Consider the following 16,944-nt stretch of genomic DNA (forward strand, 5'->3'; position numbering starts at 1 on the left):
TTCATACATTTGTTTTGTTGGTTAATAAATTGTTGATGGAATGTTTACCCAATACAATGCTGTTAACCGATATTATAGCGGGGAATGGTGCGAACATTTCCCGTTTTTTTTCGGCTACGTGCTAAACATTGTTCGCTTTAAAATTTTAAATTACTGTCTGTTCAGGCGGTTTGTCTGTTTTACAAGTGAATAGAAATATATCGTGTTTGTTATCTTACAAAAAGACCAGTTATTACCTGATCCATATTTTCCCTGTATTATCTTTTTCCCAGGTAAAGGACTGGGTATTTTCCATGGCATTTAAAACCTGTTCCAGGCTTTCTGTTTCGAATACGCCAGTGAAGTATAATTTTCTTTTGTTATTGTTGTGGAAGTCTATTTCTACACCGTACCACTCTTCCAGCATGGCAACTACTTTTTCCAGCTCCAGGTGTTTGAAGGCCAGCTTGTTTTGCACCCAGGCGGTTTCCGGGATAATACTATCCTGTACTAATGTTAATTTACTTTTTTGCAGGGCTGCCATGGCAGGGATGGAAGCTGCAGTGGCGGCTTCGGCCGTAACGGGATGAACCGGTACGGTCAGTTTCTCGTTGGGGTGTAATGCCACCACCTGTTTACTATTGTTATTTAATACTACTTCCACGGCGCCCTGTACCAGGGAGGCTACTGCACTGTCTTCCAGGGGATAGGCCCTTACATTGAAGGAAGTGCCCAACACATGCACATGAAATGCTTTGGTGTGTACGCGGAAAGGACGTTCGGCGTCGGCGGCTACTACAAAGAATGCTTCTCCCTCCAGGTGTACTTCCCGTGGGCTATGTGGTGCAAATTGTTCGGGATAATCGAGTTTACTGCCGGCATTCAACCATACCCGGGAACCATCGGGTAATAATATTTGTGAACGCATACGCTTGGCAGTAACCAGTTGTGCCAGTGGGGCTGGTTTCGGAGCTGGCCGTTGGTGCAGGAACCAGGCGCCCAGGGATACCAATACCAGCAGGCAGGCGGCTATAGCGGCGTACAGCTTCCATACCTTGCGTGGCGTAGCGGTGTCGGCTTCCGGCGCATCCTCCTGCAGGGTGGCTGCCTGCAGGCGCTGCTGATGTTTTTCCAGTAATTGCTGTACCTGGGAAGGCCCATATTGCTTGCCTGCCGGTACCCAGTTCTGTGCAAATACTTCCCGTATATAACTGGCATCAGGATATTGTTGCAATAATTGCTGCAAAGTGGTGGCTTCTTCTGCTCTGAGCTCGCCGGCCATTTCGCGGGCCAGTAACGTATAAAGTCTTTCCTGATCCATAGTTCCAGATAGGCGGTAAAAGGCACCGCAACAACGGAATTTTTCCGTCCCTATAAAGAGGACCAATAAACACCTGAAAACTCCCTAAGGAAAATGAAAAAAAATTTAAGAATCTATCCGGAGAAAGGTCTGGGCTACTTCATCCGATAGGTCGAACCGGATAGCCTGGGAGATTTTTTTTACCGCAATGGTTAGTTGGGCATCTACGGTTTTGGATGAGATATTCAACAGGGTAGCCACTTCCCGGTAACTGAGCCGGTCTTGTTTAATCAAACGGAAAATCACCTGGCAACGGTTAGGGAGACTGCGGATAGCCCTTTCTATCTTTTGAGATACTTCTGCAGATACCATCCCATTTTCCGCCTCCGGCGCGATAGAAAGCATATCGGGGTTGATATGGTCCAGGGCGTGGTGCTGGTGCCTTTTCTGCTGTTGTAAGGTATTAAGAGAAAGATTTTTAGTGCTTACGTAGAGGTATACCACCGGGTTTTCTACGTGCAGCAGGTCGTTGCGTTTTTGCCATAACGCAATAAATACATCCGACACAATTTCTTCTGCCAGGTGGAACGAGGATACAATGGATGCAGAAAAATGAATCAGCCGGGTGCACAGCGCTATGTATAATTCGTTATACGCCTGAATATTGTCATCACAGCAGACCCTTTGAAAAAGCGATTTTATCTGCTCATCTTTTCTCATGGCGCAAAAGTATATAAAACGGAATAAGTCTTCTATTAAGTGTTTGTTACGATTTCGGTTGTTTGTCAGTCAAAGTCATTGTTCATATATGGCGGCAATATATACAATTTTTGGATTTCCTATAGCTGTCATTCTCCGCAGGTGAATAACGTTTTCCTTATCTTTATGCGTAGCATGACCACCTCCGCCTCCATAAAATTGTCCGTGCTCACCGGGAAAATTCAGCAAGCGCTCCACCAGGTTTTTGCTGAACAAACCTGGTGGGTGGTAGCAGATGTCACCAACCACTCTTTTTACCGCCAGAAAGGCTACCACTATTTCGACCTGGTGGAAAAAGATGAATATTCAGGTGGTATTGTTGCCAAAGTATCTGCTGTAGCCTGGGGCAATGGCGCCATCAGGATCAGCGAATTTGAATTCGTAACCGGCCAACAATTTAAAAATGATATTCATGTATTGGTGCGCGTATCTGTCAGCTATCACCAGGTACATGGGTTACAGATTACACTGCTGGATATAGACACTAATTTCACGGTAGGCCTGCTCGAGCAACAGAAACAGCAAACCCTGCTGCGATTAACCACGGAATGTGCCGACTTTATCCGCAAAGCAGGAGATCGTTATATTACCCGTAACAATCAGCTGGCGTTGCCCAGGGTGATACAGCGGCTGGCGGTGGTAACTTCAGGCAATTCGGCTGGCTACCAGGACTTTAAACATACGCTCGATCATAACCTTTTCGGCTATACGTTTGCGATCGACAATTATTTTACGGTAGTGCAGGGAGAAGCTAAGGCGGAACTGGTGCAACAACGGCTGATTGATATCTACAACAGTCAGGTTGCATATGATGCAGTGGTGATTATCCGTGGCGGCGGCGCGCAAACCGACTTCCTGTTGTTCGATACGTTTATACTCGGAAGGGCCGTCGCAAAATTTCCCATCCCGGTTATTACTGGTATCGGTCACCAGAAAAATGAAACGGTAACAGATATGATGGCGCATACGGCTACCAAAACGCCTACTAAAGCGGCAGAGCTGATTATTGCGCATAACCGCAGTTTTGAAGAGTCGGTGATCAGCGCGCGGCAACAAATCCTGATCCGTGCACAGCAAACGTTTTCCAGTCATTTCCAGTCGCTGTCTTATTTAAACAGCAGCATTATTAACCAGGCCCGCAACCTGCTGGCTACCCATAAAGAAGCCCTGCACGCTTGCAATAACGTAGTGCTGCATACATCGCGCGATATCCTGTTAAACAATCACCGCGAGCTGATCGCCGTATCCAACGCGGTGCTGAGTAAGCCCCGCATGATGGTGTCTAACCGCCGGAACGACCTGGAGAATGCCATTGGTAAATTCCGCTCTTTCAGCCGCCTGTTTATACAGAGCAAACGGGGACAGGTAGCGCATTACGATACTTTATTTAAATTGATGAGCCCCGCCAATATCCTGAAACGCGGCTTTGCCATGGTATACCAGGACGACCAGGTGATCAGCAACGCCGCTAACATACAACCAGGCGCCCATATCCGGGTAGTGATGCAGGATGCATCCATGGAGGCGACGGTCAACACAAAAACGAATAACGCACATGAGTGAAACACTAACATATGAAGCTGCCTACAGCGAACTGCAATTGATTGCAGAAGAAATAGAGAATGAAGCGGTGTCTGTAGACCTGCTGGCCGAAAAGGTGAAACGCGCCGCCATCCTGATAGAATTCTGTCAACAGAAATTGAGGGCCACGGAAACGGAAGTAAATAACATTATCAAACAAATGGAAGGCAACAAAGGGAAAGATAGTTAGCGTTGTACAGGCAGTATGCCATGAAATAGCCCAGGCGGCACCGGTAAGCCAGGTTATCTGCCCTACCATATCCGGGTCATAAGCGTATTTAATGTATGCTTCCGCTTCTTTGTCCAGCAATTACTTCCGAAAATGTTCCCTCCTCCGGTTATTGCGGAAAGAAATATTTTTATAAACTGGTTAATATTGGGTCCCTGCCTTACGGCGTGAAACAGGTCCCTTAACGGATGGGTATCGTCATCCAGGAAGAAAAGACGCGGGAGATATCTCTCTAAAAAACTTCATTAATACCAAAATAAAAACCAGACTGGTCTTTACCCCGGCCGTAGTCGAGCCGGATGTTGACTCTTTTCTTAAACTCCCACCGGTAGCCGATGCCATAGCTGATAAGGGATTGGCTTAATTCCATGTTATTGAAGCTGGGGAATACATTGCCGCCGCCTACCCACAGGGCCATGCCACTGCGGCCATAGATCCGCTGCCGTAGTTCTACCTGTGCAGCTAAATAATTTTTATCGCGGAAGCGGCCTTCGTAATAGCCGCGCAGCCGGCTGGAACCGCCCGCCTCGGCCAGCAAACTCCAGGGAACGTCGCCACTGCGTTCTTCTGCGTACAAGTCTGTTGCCAGCACACCGCCTTTCCAGAGCTGTTTGAACCAGTCGAATTGCAGATCAAATTGAGAGTACACGGATTTATTGGCGAGGAAGGAGGGGAAAAACCGGTAGCCAAGGCGAATGTACATGCCCTTATAGGCGTTAGGGATGAAATCGCGGGTATCGTATACTATAAAAGGACCTACGCCGATACCCAATATTTTTTCGGGCAACATCAGCGGTTTGCCGCCAGCAGTATCTATTTGCCGGGCCTGTACATTTTGTATCTGGGTACAAATGCCCATAAATAGTTTTCCGTTGATATTCATCGCGAAATCTGCCTGTGCTTTTTCGGTGAGTTGTAAAAACTTGGTATAATGATCTTTATTGCTACCGGCTTCATAACCTATTCCCCAGTACCTGTTGGGCCGGGAGCTGAAAGAAGCTTTGAGGGCCAGCCGGAAGCGGTTATGCGGAAAAATGGTGGTACTGCTGATACCTATACCATAAAAGCCTGTCAGGGCACCGGAAGCATAAATAGCGGCGTTGGAAATGGGCAGCAGGGAATCCCGCCGGTCGGTTCTGAATTGGGCAGCCATCATCACCGCGATGCCGAAGCTGGTTTCCGGCGTATAAACCGGGCCGCCGATGAAGCTAAGGTCTACTTTCTTTTTCTTCTTCTCGACGTTGGTATTTTTCAGGTAATACATGATCTGATCGAAGAATCCGCGGGGCACAGCAACGGTGGCCGTCGAATCGGCCCGGTCGTTTTGCTGGGCGTGTAGTACAGCTGGGGTGATAAGCAGTAGTAAAAGCAGGTATCTATTCATGATGACAATGCACTGAATATAGGAAAAAAAGCGGAAAGCCAAAGGCTGAAAGCAAAAAGCTATTTCCCCGGGTGACCTTTACAGCTATTCAAAATAGTGCTGGTCATTTGCGTCGATAGCTTTTTGCTTTCAGCCTTCGGCTTTCTGCTCCTCTAGCCAATCAATAATTGTGTCACGGCGGCAGTATTCACAGCCCACTGGAGGGTATACACCTCATCGGCGGCAGGTGTTTCCATGATTTGCAGCTGTTGTGCAGCGGCTTTAGCTTCCAGCAGTTGGCCTATGCTCAATTTGCTCTCCAGTTTTCGCAGGAGGCTGTTGATGTTAACCAGGTCCAGCTGTTGCACCATCTGTCCGCCGAATGCCAGTTCCAGCCAAATGATTTCCCTGGCGGCTACATCCAGTACGCCAAATACGAGTCCTTTTGTAAGTCCCTGGGTGATGCGCAGCATCTGGTCTACACAGGAAGGGTCGTAAGCTACGCCGGTCTTTTCGCTGACCGTCATTTTATGCTGGCTGTTCATCCATCCTACTACCAGGTTAGGTGTTAATGCGCCGCCGCTATAGGCATTGCAGGTGAACGTTACATAGCGGGCGCCTGCTGCATCGAGTTCAGCAATATCCAGCTTGATGTATTCCGCGGTACCTACCTGGTGAGGTATGGCGCGGATATCGCCGCTATGGCTACATCCTGTGGTATGCAGGCGGGAATAGGAACAGATGTCTACCCGCTGGTGGTCGTAGGCGATAAAGCAGCTCAGGTCCATGTCGAGATGCTGGGCTGGCAACCCTTTACCCCATTGCAGGAACAGGAGCAGGTTGTCGCTATCCACTTTATAACGGGTACCCATCAACGCTGCTGGCAGGTCCTGTATTTGTTCGCTACGGTCGCCTATAGGAACGGGTATATTGTATAATGCTGGCGCTATGTAGATGGTTTTTGCGTTGGTAGCCACGGCTGCGAAGCGCTGTTGCATCACCTGTACACAAAGCACCGTTACGGCGTTTTGCATTTCCTTTAGCTGATCAGCTTCATACATCAATACCAGCTTATTCACCGAGATATGTTTGTTAACGCCTCCCAGCGGCTTTACCGCACGTTGGGTGGCAGGATCAAAATAATAGGCAGCGTACATCTGTAATGTCAGCAGCAGGCGGGCAGGCACTTTATGCGCTACTTCCGCAAATGCGGGAATAACCGCTTCTTCACCAAACCACAGGATGTTGGCAAACAGGGACCGGGCAAAAAGTCCGGGGCGTTGTTGTAACAACTTTAACGTGTTGTCCCTGTCATAGCGCAGCTGGTAGTGATTCACACGCCCCTGCCACACGGTATAATCCTGGCGATAGAAAGTATCCATCAATGTACGCAGGTGGGCAAACCCTTCGCGGCGGCTGAATTCCGCCAATCTTAGGGCGCGGATAAAGCGTACCCACATCCCGCGTTTAGGGTGCATGATTTCACACATAGTGGCCACGTCCAGGGGCATGTTGTTCAGCCAGCGGGCAACCATTAATCCTTCCTTACGGCTGTATTTCAGCTTCAACGCCGTGATGGCGGCTACTTTTTCCGCCGCGGCTGATTTGGCTGTTTTGGCAATGCCAAAGCCGCTGTTATTTTTCAGCCGGCGGCGCAGGATGGTTTTAGGCATGATCAGCTGGGCAAAGCCGGTATGCTTATACCATAGGTAACGGAGTATATCCGTAGGGGTGGTGAACAGCGCGCCTGCCCCGGCCTGGTCGTCACGGGCAATCAATACATCTGCTACTATGGCCAGGGTTTCTTTCATGGCAGGTTGAATAGCAGGCAGCGGAAGCGCCTGCAGTAAGGACTTGAGGCTATCTGTCTGACTGGCATCCAGCGGGGTTTTAGACCGCAGCAGATCTGCGAGGTAGGCGCCGGCCTTTTCGGTAGTCCACAGGTGCAGCATCCGCACCTTGCTATTCTGCTGATAGTTTTCTATACCACCGGTTTCAAATGGCGTACCGCAGAAAGGGCATCCATTATATCTTTCCAGCGGAAAGGTGTTGGGAGGAATGATATGACCGCAACGCAGACGGGCGCCTTCCCCGCCAAATACGCTGGCGAAAGCAACAGCCATGTGGTCGGCAAACGACTCATTGGTAGGTACTTCCCAGTTTTTAACCAGGGGCATCCAGTTTTGATTGACGCCCATTACTTCCCGGAAGGTTTCCAGGATGGTGATCTGCCAGGCAGGGGGGGTATGGTTCAACGCGTGCAGTAATGGCTCCGATACACCGAAACCCAGTTTAGCAAGATTGGCTACCAGTACGCCGGTAGTAGGCGTGAGCTGATAGGCGCCGGAATGGACCGCGGTTTCGGGGATAAAAATGGCTTGTTGGCGTAATCCTGTTTGTAATAATAATGTGTGCATGTGGATGAAAATTATAATCAGATAATGTTGTTACTATTTACCAAAAATGAAGTAAGTAACAATTGACCTCGATTGTTGTAAAGCAAACCGGACTCGAACCGGTAACTCCGTCCCCCTGTAAGCAGTAAGTTTTAATTGACCTCCCCGGTAATTTCAAAACTTTTAATGACGGCGTCTTACCCTTAGACGATTGCTTTTCCCATCTTCGGCGGTAATGATAAATGTTCTTTGGATCGAATGAAGTAACATTGACTTGACCGCTACCGATGATACAAAGATGCCAGTACATGTGCGCAGTCTAGCTGCGCATATAAATATTTTCCTGAAAAATAATTTAATATACTGATTATTAATTAATTAGGAGAGATATGATAAACAGTGGTTGCCTGCGCATGTCTAATGCGTGGCGACGGTCTTTCTTTGTTTAAAAAGAAGGGTATGTCCATCAACAGGTTGGCATTGATCCGTTATAAGGCAATTGATGAATGTTTGCGCAACCACGGGCAACAATGGACGCTGGACCAGCTCATAGAAAGGGTGCGTGATATCTTACGCCGGGAGGAAGGCATTGACCGTGTGAGTAAAAGAACCATACAGGCCGATATTCAACGCATGCGCAGCAATGAGGCAGGATATAATGCCCCTATTATTGTTAAACAACGAAAATATTATACTTACAGCGATCCGGCGTATAGTATTACCACAGCGCCGCTCAATGAGGCAGACAGGGTGCAGTTAGAGGAAATGATCGCCGTATTAAAACAATTAAATGGGTTCAGTTATCTGCCGGATATCAGTGAGGTAATTGTGCGGTTGGAAAAGATACTTCGGAAGGCAAGAGGGGCCTGATACCGGGGAAATACCTGGACCAGGAACCATCACAAGGATCGTTCCTGGTCCAGGATTTATAGGTACGCTAACCTGCTTAGCTGCTCACTTTATGATAGATGGTAGTATCGGAGGCCAGTTGTGGCAGACGATAACCACCGGTATCAATTTTAAGTTTGGGCAGGGAACGCTGAAGCTGCTGCACACTGGCGGCTGCTACGCCTGTCTGGTATAGGAATACCTGCTCCAGTTTTTTGTTGTCTTTGAGCGGCGCTAAGGCATCCGAACCAACCGTAGTACCCGCGAGGTTGAGGTAACGCAGGTCTTTACATGCATTCAATGCCGCAATGCCTTTGCCTTTCAACGCCACATTGCGCAAATCGAGCCGGGTTAAATGTTTGAGCTGACCGGATACCGCAAAGACCTGGTCGGTGACCGCCGTACCGGCAAGATTCAACCACACTATCTGCGATTTTAGCGGCAACAACAACTGCAGGTCGGCATCGCTAAAGCCAGCGGCATTCACACCATCTACCGTCACATAATTGCTGCCGCTGCCCACTGGCAGTACTTTTACGCCTTTGGCTTCCAATGCCTGGACATGCTGTGCGCTTGCAGCGGCTACTTTTTCTTCCGGAATAAACTCCTGTTTATCCAATGGCGTAGCCGGTTGCATACCATCCAGCACGGCCAGTATCCGCGGTGTCTTCGTAAGTTCCTTCACCGTTTTTTTAGTTGGCGCACCCTGTGCAATCCACCAATGCAAAAGTTCCAGCTCTTGCGGCGTTACCGGCGGCTTGCCTTTAGGCGGCATGCGATGTTCATCTGTTTCAGGTAGCAACAGCCGTTTAAATAATTCACTCTCTTCCGGCATACTGTCTTTCAACACCGGACCATGTTCACCACCCTTGCGGATAAGCGCTAAAGACTCCAGTTGTAAGCCGCCTTTGAGCTTTTGCTCATTGTGGCAACCATAACAACGGTTGGCCAGTACCGGTTGTACCAGGTCTTCATATAAACGGGCATCGCCTATATTCGTATAAGCCGCCACGTTAGCAGCCTTCTGGTGAACACCCACCAGCTGCTGCAACCCCGCCGGCATAGCCTGGGAAAGGTAGTCGTCGCCATGTGTTAAACTGCCTCCATAATGCCCGGCAGCACTCAGCAACAACACCATCACTGCTGCGGTAGCCAGCTGTAGTTTGGGAAAACGCTCCCGGTACCGGTGTAAAAGATATAACAGCGTGCTTACTATTGCCACGCTGATGCCCAGGTATTTATGCGTTTGCAGCATGCCCTCTTCATATCCTCCATCCAGCGATAACAGGTAACCGGTAATACAACTGAAGATGGCCGATAAAGCCGCTGCCAGCAAAACCACGGGGAGTGCGCCCTGCAGGTGCCGCCATTTTTCACGGCGCGATAATAGTATCAGGATAAAAGCAATCAGTAAGATGCCAATAGGTAAGTGTACCAGCAAAGGGTGCGAACGCCCCAGCAACATTCCCCAGCTGCCATTGTTCATCAGTAATTTCATGATTTGCTATAACGTTGTTTAAGCTGGTTCTTCATATATACATTGATATCCCATTGATCTGCCAGCGGCTGACGGGTATAAGGCAGGGTAGGCAGGTAGTCGGCCGGGCCAAACTCTGTCAGGACAGTCAATGGTTTACCGGCGGCCTGGTGTTTTTGCACCACCTGGTCCCACCAGTCGAAATGCGCTTTTACCGTATTGGCCCATTCTGGTGCGCGGGGATCGTTTACCTGCGGACCTTCGGGGTGTCCGATACGGGCGTGTATATGCGAAGCCCGGTCCAGGGCCTTAGCTATGGTAGCGCCCTGGTCCTGTAAAAGACTTTCATGCACATTACACCAATGCGAAATATCCAGCGTTAACCGGAGGTCTGGTTTGGCTTCAATGAACTTCCGCGCCACATGCGCCGCAAACAGCATCCGGGAACGGTGGGTTTCATGATATACCGGTACACCCGATTGTTTGGAGATACGGATGGTCATATCAATCAACGCGCAGTTTTGCTCAAACGTAAAGTAGTCGCGCCCGGAGTGACAGTTGATATACAGCGGTTGTATCTTATGGTGGCTGGTAGCAGCTTTCAGCGCAGTTTCAAATTGCTGGGCATGTTTCGTATAGTCGCTGTCGTAGCCGGCGCAAAGGTAGCCTACCTGCAGACCATGTTTTTCCAATGCGGCGTATAATTCTTCCCGGGGTGCGTCTTCGTTGGGCCACCATACTTCGATGCCATCGTAACCCGCATTTTTGGCTTTTTCACAAAATGCATCGATAGTACCGTTGTAGCCCCAGCTGGTGGCCAGTATAATTAATTTGAATCCATCTTTTACCGGTGTGCGACTGGCGGCTGCGAAGGATGGCAGCGAAGGAACACAGAGGGCAGAAGCCAGTATGGCAGATTGTTTCAGGAAATTACGTTTGTTTTTATCCATTGACTGTTTAGCTTAAAATAGGAGTAATGACTTTTCCACCGGTGTCTGTTAAACGGAAGGGGCGGCCCTGGAACTGGTAGGTGAGCTTTTCATGGTCGAAGCCCAGCTGTTGCAGGATGGTAGCGTGGATATCGTTGATGGCTACTTTACCTTTTACGGCGGCATAGCCTATTTCGTCGGTTTCGCCATAAGAGGCTCCTTTTTTGATGCCGGCGCCGGCCATCCACATAGTAAAGGCTTCTACGTGGTGGTCGCGGCCCATGAACGGCATATCTTTACCATCCCGGTTTTCCTGCATGGGCGTGCGGCCAAATTCGCCACCCCATACTACCAGCGTTTCATCCAGCAGTCCGCGTTGCTTGAGATCCTGCAGCAGTGCGGTAATAGGGCGATCTATTTCGCGGCATTTGTTGCGCAGGCCGTAGTCTATAGAACCTCCTTCATCGGTGCCGTGGGTATCCCAGCCCCAGTCGTAGAGCTGTACGAACCTTACACCCTTCTCCACCAGCTTACGTGCCAGCAAACAGTTGTTGGCAAAGGATTCCTTACCTGGCTGGGTGCCATACATTTCATGGATATATGCAGGCTCATTGTTAATATTCATTACATCGGGTACAGAGATCTGCATTTTGTAAGCCAGTTCATACTGGGAAATGCGGGCCAGCGTTTCGGGATCGCCGTAGGCGGTATATTCCTGTTTATTGATTTCGTTGATCGCTTCGATCGATTCCTTGCGCAGATCGCGGCTCATACCGTCGGGGTCTGTCAGGTACAGCACCGGTTCTCCTTTGGTTCTGCATTGTACGCCCTGGTACACAGATGGTAAAAATCCGCTACCCCATACGCTTTTACCCGCATCGGGTGTTTTACCGCCGGAGGTGAGTACCACAAAACCTGGCAGGTTGCTGTTTTCGGACCCGAGCCCGTAAGTTACCCAGGAACCAATGCTGGGGCGGCCCAGCCTGGCGCTACCTGTTTGCATCAGCAATTGTGCGGGGCCGTGGTTGAACTGGTCGGTTTGCACTGCTTTCAGGAAGCTCACATCGTCCGCCATGGTGGCGAAGTGGGGGAGGTGATCAGAGATCCAGGCCCTGGATTGGCCATGTTGCTGAAACACTGCCTGTGGTCCCAGCATTTTAGGTACGCCGCGGATGAAGGCGAACTTTTTCCCTGCCAGCAGGGAGGGCGGGCATAATTGGTTATGCAGCTTTTGCAGTTCGGGTTTATAGTCGAACAGTTCCAGCTGGGAAGGAGCGCCGGCCATGTGCAGGTAAATTACGCTTTTGGCTTTAGCAGGAAACATAGGCGCTTTAGGGGCCATAGGATTGCCGCTGGCATCTACCAGGGTTTTATTGCTACTGCTGCTGCCGCAGCTGGCCAGGAAGGAGCCCAGCGCTGCTGCGCCCAATCCTGTTACACAATCCAGCAGAAAGTGCCGCCGGGTAATATACCGTAGCGTGGTATCATTTGCTTCCTTTATAAGTCTTTTATGCTTGGTCATACTGCTTAGGATTTAGTAAGGAATTCATCCAGGTTCATAATCGCGTTGGCTACTACCGTTAATGCGGCCAGCTCTGCTTGTTGTGGTATATTGTCGGTCGTTTTTATCAATTTTTTAGCGGCATCAGGATTTTTCCTATACTCCTGTAATGCCTGGTTGTATAGCTTTTGTAACACGGCCAGTTTATTGTCGGCCAATGGTTGATACAATGCTTTCTGGTAACCCCAACGGATACCCGCTGCGGCATTGTTACCTCCGTTTTCCAGCATATGCTTTGCCAGCGCCAGGGCTGTTTCCATGTACACCGGGTCGTTGAGCGTAACCAGTGCCTGTAGTGGCGTATTAGTACGTATGCGCCGTTGCAGGCATACTTCCCGGCTGCTGCCATCAAAAGAAATCATGGAAGGATAAGGGCTGGTGCGTTTCTGGTAAACATACACCGCACGGCGGTACTGGTTGCCATCGGTGGCGGTAACCCAGGAGGCGCCATTGTATACGGTCTGCCAGATATTATCAGGTTGATAAGGCATAATAGGAGGGCCATATAGCTTCCTGTTCAGCAATCCGCTCACTGTGAGTGCCTGATCTCTTACTTCTTCTGCAGTAAGGCGGAAACGTGGTCCCCTGGCCAACAGGCGGTTAGCAGGATCTTTTTCTGTCAACTCCGGGCTGGCATTGGAAGTTTGTTTATAGGCGGCCGACAACACTATTTCCCGCAGCAGTGGCTTGATATGCCATTTGTAGTCGTGCATGAATTTATAGGCCAGGTAATCGAGCAGCTCAGGATGAGAAGGTGTGAAGCCCTGGGTACCAAAGTCTTCCAGCGTTTCTACGATGCCGGTGCCGAACAGTTGTTCCCAGCAACGGTTTACCATTACGCGGGCGGTAAGTGGATTTTGTGTAGCCGTCATCCATTCGGCCAGCCCGAGCCGGTTGCGGGGGGCATTGGCAGGGAATGGATTCAGCGATGCCGGTACATCCGGTGTTACCACTTTCCCTTTCACCAACCAGTTACCTCTTTCAAATACGTGGGTGGCACGCTGCATGAAGGGCGGGTTTTCAATCATTACCGGGATATCATCCGGGTTCTGATTAATCACCGTCATCATTTCTGTATTTACTTTATCGTATCCTGGTTTTCCTTTACCGGGGAGATCGTTACGGAAGGCAAACCATTCTACGCCGCAAACCGCATCTGCGGGGTTGAGGGCGGGATTACGAAATACCAGGTACAGGTCGTGTGTACCGCTCACCGGTTTGAAAGGCATGCTGATGGCCAGCCTGCCATTGGTGGTGGCCAGCTGGTGTGTGAGCAGGGTGCGGCCTTTCAGGCTGTCGAGCCTCACTTCCAGGGTACCGCCGGGGGAGCCGGTCCAGTAGTTCATGAACATTTGCGTTTTACCATCCAGTTTTTGTTGTGGTAAACGACAGCTACCACCGGAACGGATGCCCAGGTATTTGGTGTCGAGCAGGGCGCCGTTAATATATTCATCGCAGTTATGGGCATGTACTTTAGGCTCCAGTACCTGCAGGAATTCTTTCATGTCCTGCTGTTGACCGGTATCGCCATATTGGGCTACCCAGCTGCTGATTTCCTTTACCTGGGAAGTGCTAACGCTATCGTATAAACGTAGTTTAGGATGCTCCATGTGGGTATCTTCATCACGGGTGTTATTAACGAAGGCCAGCAGCTTATAGTAGTCTTCAAAGCGGAAGGGATCGTAGGGGTGACTATGACATTGCACACAGGCAATGGTAACGCCCTGGAACACATCCATGGTAGTGGCTACGCGGTCCATCACGGCGGCGGTACGGAATTCTTCATCCTGTGTACCTCCTTCATCGTTGGTCATGGTATTACGGTTGAACGCGGTAGCAATGAACTGTGCGTTGGTAGGATGAGGAAGCAGGTCGCCCGCCAGCTGGTTGATGGTAAAGCTGTCGTAAGGCATATCGCTGTTAAAGGCATCGATGAGCCAGTCGCGGTAGCGCCATATTCTCCGGCCTTCATCTCTTTCATAGCCTTTGGTATCGGAATACCGGGCGAGATCGAGCCACATGGAAGTCCATCGTTCGCCGTAGTGTGGTGACTGCAGCAGGCTGTCCACGATTTTTTCGTAGGCCTGGGGGTCTTTGCTTTCGGTAAATTGCCTGGCCATTTCAGGGCTGGGAGGAAGGCCGGTAAGATCGAAGCTAACCCGGCGGAGCAGGGTCATTTTATCGGCTTCCGGTGCGTGGCTAAGTCCTTCTTTCTTTAACTTCTCTTGTATAAATTTATCAATATTGTTACCGGCATCTATTTTAATGTCCGGTATGGGCACCTGTTTGGGAGGGATATAGGCCCAGTGTTCGCCCCATTCGGCGCCCTGTTTTACCCAGCGGGTCAGCACGTCTACTTCAGCCGAAGTGAGCGGCTCGCCTTTTTGTGGCATTCTTTCTTTAGGATCCTTACAGGTAAGGCGGCGTATGAATTCACTCTTTTCCGGGTGTCCGGGAATGATGGCCGGTTTGCCGGAATGGGTGTTGCCCATGGCTTCTTCGCGGAACAGCACACTAAAGCCCCCGCTTTGCTTCACCCCACCATGGCAGCTGATACAATGCTTGTTTAGTATTGGCTTTACCTCAGTGCTGAAGTCTACTTTTTTTTGTGAATGGCAGGCAGCCAGTATGATACCCGCACTGCCGGCAATAGAGAGGAACACCGTGATCCTCTTCGTGGAATAATGGCTCATTAACTTTGGATTGACGCAAGGTAAAAATAGATCAAAGCCCTGGTACAAAGGCTAGATAATCCGCTGGAAATGATGGATTATCTTACGGTTAGTTCTTCCGTTCCCGGTATTGGGCGGGCGATATACCCATTACCTTGGTAAACATGCGGGAAAAATAATAAGGGTCTTCCATGCCCAGTTGCATGGCAACTTCTTTGATGCGCAGCGTGGTGAAAAGCAGGTACTGGCAAGCTTTCTGGACTTTCAGGTGATTGAAATATTCGATAGGGGGAAAGGCTGTACTGCTTTTAAAAAGGAAGGAAAAATGTGACTGGGAGAGGTTTACTGCGGCCGCCATTTGCTGCAGTGTCAGCATCTTATCGAGGTTTTTGTTCATATAGTCAATAGCCTGATCTACTGCATCGTGTTGCTGGTTGGCCTGCCCGGGCTTGTGGATACCAGGGTAAATACAGGAAGATAAAAAGGACCAGAAATTCATGTTGGAATAAGCCAGGTACTCACTGCGGTACCCGCGTTGCAGCTGCTGATAGATCCGTTCAAACTGCTCCAGTCTTTCAGGGGAATGCGGCAGGAAAGTCTTATACCCGCCCCATTCCTTCAGGGCTGTCTCTGCAATTTCATCGCTGCTGCTGCCCAGGAAATGCGCCCAGTAAATAGTCCATGGGTCTTTTTCATCTGCACTGTATTCATGGGCCCATTTACGCGGCAGCAGGATGCAGTCGCCTGCCTGTATGTTATAGCTGACTTTTTTCAGCGTAACGGTTCCTTTGCCCTCCAGGCAATAGATCAGGATATGTTGGTCGGCGCCCTGGGGCCTTTTCCGGTGATGAAAATGCGCCCGCGGATAATAGCCGATATCTGTAATGTATAAAGGGCTCAGCAACGCTTCCTTCGTGCATTTTCTGCTGAGTATATTGCGTGGAATGACGATCATTCGCTGGCCCTGGAATCCTTCTTTCTTCCTGATCATATCATGGCGGTTTGGTCCCTAAAGTAAGAAAATCCATTTATTCCGCGGTAGTGATTCATCGCTTCTTCATGGCCGTTTTGATAAAGGGGGAGCTGTTGAAATAGCGCATAAAGCATACAGCTATTGTGAAGAAGCATTTAGCGGGTATTAAAAATTCGCTTCCATCATTCTTCACAATAGCTTTTTGCTTTGAGCTTTCCGCACTTACTCAATAATTTCTATGCCGAGTCCATCCAGTAATGCCAACGCATCAGGCAAACTGAATTTGGCTTTTCGTACTTTATTTTCCTGTATGTTAATGGCGTACCGATGTGCGCCGACGAAGTTGGCCTGGGTGAGATCTGTTTCGGCAAAGCGCGCGCCGGCCAGGTCGCTGCCGCTGAAGTCGGCCTGCATTAAATTGCAGCCGGAAAAATCTACTTCATCGGCCTGGCAATGTTGAAAGATGCCCTTCTTCAGATTTTTACCGGAAAAGCTGCTATAGCTGATGCGGCAATGCCGGAATGATACCACCAACGCCTGGCGGGCATTATGCCAGGCAATACCAATGGCTTTGGTATGCAGGAGCTCTACCCGGCTGAACGCTGTTTGCTTCAGCTGGATTAATGAAAGATCACAATCTTCAAACGTGCATTTCTCGAAGGTGCAATCTTCCAGGATACATTCCTTCAGGCTGCATTTATAAAAGTGGCAGTCGTAAAACTCCCGGCCACTGATGGTCTTTCCTTCCCAAACGATGTTTTCAAATTTTTTATGTTCATGTGAAAGTTCCTGCTCATAGGCGTCCATAACGGCTAAGTTTAAAGTCTAAAGTTAGCG

The 16,944-nt window shown here is 49.5% G+C and carries 13 protein-coding genes and 1 tRNA gene; 3 read left to right on the forward strand and 11 right to left on the reverse strand.

The window, feature by feature from the left end; genetic code table 11:
• Positions 1 to 232 precede the first annotated feature (232 nt).
• Both HGH90_RS09410 and HGH90_RS09415 read right to left on the reverse strand, forming a co-directional pair.
• The gene (locus HGH90_RS09410; protein WP_169190944.1) at positions 233 to 1,300 is read right to left on the reverse strand and encodes a FecR family protein; all 1,068 of its coding nucleotides are present in this window, start codon (positions 1,298 to 1,300) and stop codon (positions 233 to 235) included.
• 105 nt (positions 1,301 to 1,405) lie between these two features.
• Positions 1,406 to 1,999: an RNA polymerase sigma-70 factor gene (locus tag HGH90_RS09415; RefSeq protein WP_168764242.1), complete on the reverse strand. Its 594-nt coding sequence runs from the start codon at positions 1,997 to 1,999 to the stop codon at positions 1,406 to 1,408.
• 165 nt (positions 2,000 to 2,164) lie between these two features.
• Between HGH90_RS09415 and xseA the strand changes: the two genes are divergently transcribed.
• Positions 2,165 to 3,601 (forward strand): exodeoxyribonuclease VII large subunit, encoded by a 1,437-nt coding sequence (xseA, locus tag HGH90_RS09420; RefSeq protein ID WP_169190945.1) that lies wholly within the window; start codon positions 2,165 to 2,167, stop codon positions 3,599 to 3,601.
• Positions 3,594 to 3,809, forward strand: a complete 216-nt coding sequence (xseB, locus tag HGH90_RS09425; RefSeq protein ID WP_145670958.1) for an exodeoxyribonuclease VII small subunit — start codon at positions 3,594 to 3,596, stop codon at positions 3,807 to 3,809. The genes xseA and xseB overlap by 8 nt, the downstream gene beginning before the upstream one ends.
• 271 nt (positions 3,810 to 4,080) lie before the next feature.
• Here the strand turns inward: xseB and HGH90_RS09430 are convergent, their stop codons facing one another.
• The 3 genes from HGH90_RS09430 to HGH90_RS09440 all read right to left on the reverse strand — a co-directional run bounded on the left by HGH90_RS09430 (position 4,081) and on the right by HGH90_RS09440 (position 7,825).
• Positions 4,081 to 5,232 (reverse strand): BamA/TamA family outer membrane protein, encoded by a 1,152-nt coding sequence (locus tag HGH90_RS09430; protein ID WP_169190946.1) that lies wholly within the window; start codon positions 5,230 to 5,232, stop codon positions 4,081 to 4,083.
• A 152-nt stretch (positions 5,233 to 5,384) separates the two neighbouring features.
• A complete protein-coding gene (locus HGH90_RS09435) occupies positions 5,385 to 7,628 on the reverse strand; it encodes a hypothetical protein (protein ID WP_169190947.1) in 2,244 nt (747 codons plus the stop codon).
• 78 nt (positions 7,629 to 7,706) lie between these two features.
• Positions 7,707 to 7,825: transfer RNA gene (locus HGH90_RS09440), tRNA-OTHER, on the reverse strand.
• Positions 7,826 to 8,066: 241 nt separating this feature from the next.
• Here HGH90_RS09440 and HGH90_RS09445 point away from each other — a divergent pair.
• Positions 8,067 to 8,477, forward strand: a complete 411-nt coding sequence (locus tag HGH90_RS09445) for a hypothetical protein (RefSeq protein WP_168764238.1) — start codon at positions 8,067 to 8,069, stop codon at positions 8,475 to 8,477.
• A gap of 76 nt (positions 8,478 to 8,553) precedes the next feature.
• Here HGH90_RS09445 and HGH90_RS09450 read toward each other — a convergent pair whose 3' ends face one another.
• From HGH90_RS09450 to HGH90_RS09475, 6 genes are all read right to left on the reverse strand, one after another.
• On the reverse strand, positions 8,554 to 9,993 hold the full coding sequence (locus tag HGH90_RS09450) for a c-type cytochrome domain-containing protein (protein WP_169190948.1): 1,440 nt from the start codon (positions 9,991 to 9,993) through the stop codon (positions 8,554 to 8,556).
• Positions 9,990 to 10,922, reverse strand: a complete 933-nt coding sequence (locus tag HGH90_RS09455) for a sugar phosphate isomerase/epimerase family protein (RefSeq protein WP_168764236.1) — start codon at positions 10,920 to 10,922, stop codon at positions 9,990 to 9,992. Before HGH90_RS09455 ends, HGH90_RS09450 begins: the two co-directional genes overlap by 4 nt.
• 7 nt (positions 10,923 to 10,929) lie before the next feature.
• The gene (locus HGH90_RS09460; RefSeq protein WP_168764235.1) at positions 10,930 to 12,423 is read right to left on the reverse strand and encodes a DUF1501 domain-containing protein; all 1,494 of its coding nucleotides are present in this window, start codon (positions 12,421 to 12,423) and stop codon (positions 10,930 to 10,932) included.
• 5 nt (positions 12,424 to 12,428) lie between these two features.
• Entirely contained in the window at positions 12,429 to 15,155 is a 2,727-nt protein-coding gene (locus tag HGH90_RS09465; RefSeq protein ID WP_169190949.1) for a DUF1553 domain-containing protein, read from the reverse strand.
• Positions 15,156 to 15,243: 88 nt separating this feature from the next.
• Positions 15,244 to 16,125 (reverse strand): AraC family transcriptional regulator, encoded by an 882-nt coding sequence (locus tag HGH90_RS09470; protein ID WP_168764233.1) that lies wholly within the window; start codon positions 16,123 to 16,125, stop codon positions 15,244 to 15,246.
• A gap of 204 nt (positions 16,126 to 16,329) precedes the next feature.
• Positions 16,330 to 16,914: a pentapeptide repeat-containing protein gene (locus HGH90_RS09475; RefSeq protein ID WP_168764232.1), complete on the reverse strand. Its 585-nt coding sequence runs from the start codon at positions 16,912 to 16,914 to the stop codon at positions 16,330 to 16,332.
• Between the last annotated feature and the right edge of the window lie 30 nt (positions 16,915 to 16,944).

The sequence above is a fragment of the Chitinophaga sp. Ak27 genome (genome assembly GCF_012726295.1).
Lineage (GTDB): Bacteria > Bacteroidota > Bacteroidia > Chitinophagales > Chitinophagaceae > Chitinophaga.